Origin of the sequence: Flavobacterium sp., assembly GCF_040402835.1 — a bacterium.
Classification (GTDB): domain Bacteria; phylum Bacteroidota; class Bacteroidia; order Flavobacteriales; family Flavobacteriaceae; genus Flavobacterium.
Map to the genome: position 1 here is coordinate 1 of NZ_JBBALW010000055.1, position 3,651 is coordinate 3,651.

Genomic DNA, 3,651 nt, shown 5'->3' on the forward strand with positions numbered 1-3,651 from the left:
TTGTTTTCCATAACGATGAATTTTGTGTATCGCTATTTCAGGACAAGACAAAATATTTAAATCAAAAAACCCATTCTTTCGAATGGGTTTTTTTTTAGTAAGTTTAAATAGTGTTTATAAAACGTTTATTTTACTTTATTAAGTACAGCTTTGAATGCTACTGGGTGGTTCATTGCTAAATCTGCAAGAACTTTTCTGTTCAATTCGATGTTATGCTTTTTGATTTTCCCCATGAATTGTGAATACGACATTCCTTCCAATCTAGCTCCAGCGTTGATACGTTGAATCCATAAAGCACGGAAATTTCTTTTGTTCACTTTTCTATCACGGTAAGCGTAGCACATTGCTTTCTCTACCGCATTTTTCGCAACTGTCCAAACGTTTTTACGTCTTCCAAAGAAACCTTTGGCTTGCTTCATTATTTTTTTTCTTCGTGCTCTTTTAGCAACTGAATTTACCGATCTTGGCATAATTTTACTGTTTTTTTGTAGCAGGCGTCCCGAATTTAATCAAGAGAACTTAAAGGCCATACTCCAAGGTTATTAAATTTAATTTTAACCTAAAGAATTTTTAATTGATAATTGACAATTGATAATTAATTATCCATTATCAATTATGCATTGTCAATTATTAGATAATTCTTAATTGTTGTTTGATGCTTTTCATATCTGTTTTGTGAACTAGCGCTGAGTGTGTCAAAGCTAATTTACGTTTTTTAGATTTTTTAGTCAAAATATGACTTTTAAAAGCATGCTTTCTTTTAATCTTTCCAGAACCAGTAACTTTAAATCGTTTCTTGGCGCTAGATTTGGTTTTCATTTTAGGCATTTTTTCCTAGTGTTTAATTATTCTTACTTACTTATTTTTCCCCTCCCCAGCCCTCCCCGAAGGGGAGGGAGCCGAGAAGTGATATTTGTTTCTCCTTTTTTAGTTCCCTTCCTTCGGAGGGGTTAGGGGAGGATTTTACTTTTTCTTCTTCGGAGCAATGAAAATAATCATTCTCTTTCCTTCAAGAACTGGCATCGCTTCTACTTTACCAAATTCTTCTAAATCTGTTGCTAATCTCAAAAGCAAGATTTGACCTTGATCTTTATAGATAATTGAACGTCCTTTAAAGAATACAAAAGCTTTCAATTTTGCTCCTTCTTTTAAGAATTTCTCAGCATTCTTTCTTTTAAACTCATAATCGTGCTCATCAGTTTGAGGCCCGAAACGAATTTCTTTTACTACTACTTGCGTAGATTTTGCTTTAAGCGCTTTGTCACGTTTCTTTTGCTCATATATGAATTTTTTATAATCCATAATTTTACAAACTGGTGGTTCAGCATTCGGAGAAATTTCAACTAAATCTAGTTCAAATTCATCTGCTAAACGCAATGCCTCTGTAAGTTTGAAAACCCCTGGCTCAATGTTTTCACCTACAAGTCTTACTTCTTGTACACCACGAATAAGATTGTTAATCCTATGTGCATCTTTTTTTTCTACTCGAGGTTGATAACCTCTGTTGCTTCTTATTGCTATGACTTTATAATTTAAGTTAAACTGTAAATACTTTTAATGTTTTGTTGATTTCTTCATTCACAATTGAAGCAAATTCTTCGATTGTAACGCTACTATTTCCTTTTCCTTCCTGTCCATGACGGCGTATAGAAATGGTGTCATTTTTCTCTTCTTCCTCGCCTACAATCAACATAAACGGGGTTTTTTGCATTTCAGCATCCCTAATTTTCTTGCCAATAGTTTCATTTCGATTATCTACAAGGGCGCGAATTTCGTGATTTTCTAGCAGATTTAAAACTTTTTTAGCATAATTTTCATATTTCTCGCTCAAAGATAATATTATTGCTTGTTCTGGCATCAACCAAAGTGGGAAATTTCCTGCAGTATGCTCTAATAAAATAGCGATAAATCGTTCCATAGAACCAAATGGCGCTCGGTGAATCATTACCGGTCGGTGCAATTCATTATCAGAACCTTTATAAGTCAATTCAAATCGCTCAGGCAAATTATAATCAACCTGAATTGTTCCCAATTGCCATTGTCTTCCCAAAGCATCTTTTACCATAAAATCCAATTTCGGACCATAGAAAGCAGCTTCTCCGTATTCAATAACGGTGTTCAACCCTTTATCCGCAGCAGCATTTATGATTGCATTCTCTGCTTTTTCCCAATTTTCATCGGAACCTATATATTTGTCTCTATTTTCTTTGTCCCGCAACGAAATTTGAGCTGTAAAATTTTCAAATCCTAAAGAACTGAAAACGTACAATACCAAATCAATTACTTTTTTGAATTCTTCATCCAATTGTTCTGGCGTACAAAAAATATGCGCATCATCCTGAGTAAATCCACGAACACGAGTCAAACCATGCAATTCTCCACTTTGCTCGTATCTATAAACCGTTCCAAATTCAGCGTAACGCTTTGGCAAATCTTTATACGACCAAGGTTTTGTATTGTAAATTTCACAGTGGTGTGGGCAGTTCATTGGTTTCAACAAAAATTCTTCACCTTCAGCAGGAGTCGTTATCGGTTGAAAACTATCCGCACCATATTTCGCATAATGTCCCGAAGTAACGTACAATTCTTTTTGTCCAATATGAGGCGTAATTACTTGCTCGTAACCCGCTTTTTTCTGTGCTTTTTTCAAAAATTGTTCCAATCGATCTCTCAAAGCAGCACCTTTTGGTAACCACAAAGGCAATCCTTGTCCCACTTTTTGTGAAAACGCAAACAATTCCAATTCTTTTCCTAATTTTCTATGATCACGACGTTTTGCCTCTTCTAGCAATTCTAAATATTCCGTCAAATCTTTTTGCTTTGGAAACGAAGTTCCATAAACACGTGTCAATTGCTTATTTTTCTCGTCACCACGCCAGTAAGCACCGGCAACACTCATCACTTTCATCGCCTTGATAATTCCAGTATTCGGAATATGACCACCACGACACAAATCAGTAAAAGTAGCGTGATCACAAAAAGTAATCGTGCCGTCTTCCAAATTAGTTATCAATTCAGTTTTATAAACATTGTCTTTATAAACTTCCAATGCCTCTGCTTTTGAAACAGGACGCAACTTAAATTCGTGTTTTTCTCTTGAAATTTCCAAAACGCGATCTTCAATTTTCTTAAAATCAGCATCGGTAATCTTGTGATCTTCAAAATCAACATCGTAATAAAATCCGTTACTAATCGCTGGTCCAAGCGTTAATTTAATTCCAGAATACATTTCTTCTAAAACTTGCGCCATAACGTGAGACGTCGAATGCCAGAACGCTTTCTTCCCGTTTTCGTCATTCCAAGTATATAAAACAAGCGCACCGTCAGTCGTTAAAGGCGTTGACGTCTCAATCGTCGTTCCGTTAAATGCCGCAGAAATCACATTTCTAGCAAATCCTTCACTAATATTTATCGCAACATCCATCGGTGTAGCACCAATTTTAAACTCCTTAACAGACCCATCGGGCAATGTAATCTTAATCATTTTTTAAAATTTATGAACGCAAATATAATGGTTTACAAAAAACCACGCAATTTATATAGGTAAGTAATTGTAAAATAGCGTTAAAAAGTTACAAATTCTAGTTAAATCAACTTTTTCAGCAGCTCTTTCCAGCTTTCCGTTCCAAGTCCTCGTTCAAAAAGTTGTTT

4 protein-coding genes are annotated in these 3,651 nt (G+C 35.2%); all 4 read right to left on the reverse strand.

The features are described from left to right. Window positions 1-125: 125 nt before the first annotated feature. Window positions 126-470 (reverse strand): 50S ribosomal protein L20, encoded by a 345-nt coding sequence (gene rplT / locus AC9UEH_RS11475; protein ID WP_509532005.1) that lies wholly within the window; start codon window positions 468-470, stop codon window positions 126-128. A 160-nt stretch (window positions 471-630) separates the two neighbouring features. Further along, a complete protein-coding gene (gene rpmI, locus AC9UEH_RS11480) occupies window positions 631-828 on the reverse strand; it encodes a 50S ribosomal protein L35 (protein WP_022827375.1) in 198 nt (65 codons plus the stop codon). 135 nt (window positions 829-963) lie between these two features. Next, window positions 964-1,521, reverse strand: a complete 558-nt coding sequence (gene infC / locus AC9UEH_RS11485; RefSeq protein WP_509532012.1) for a translation initiation factor IF-3 — start codon at window positions 1,519-1,521, stop codon at window positions 964-966. Between the two features lie 16 nt (window positions 1,522-1,537). After that, on the reverse strand, window positions 1,538-3,484 hold the full coding sequence (gene thrS / locus AC9UEH_RS11490; RefSeq protein WP_509532010.1) for a threonine--tRNA ligase: 1,947 nt from the start codon (window positions 3,482-3,484) through the stop codon (window positions 1,538-1,540). Window positions 3,485-3,651: the final 167 nt, after the last annotated feature.

Coding starts and splice junctions, on each gene's coding strand:
- rplT (WP_509532005.1), bottom strand. CDS start 470: ATGCCAAGATCGGTAAATTCAGTTGCTAAAAGAGCACGAAGAAAAAAA.
- rpmI (WP_022827375.1), bottom strand. CDS start 828: ATGCCTAAAATGAAAACCAAATCTAGCGCCAAGAAACGATTTAAAGTT.
- thrS (WP_509532010.1), bottom strand. CDS start 3,484: ATGATTAAGATTACATTGCCCGATGGGTCTGTTAAGGAGTTTAAAATT.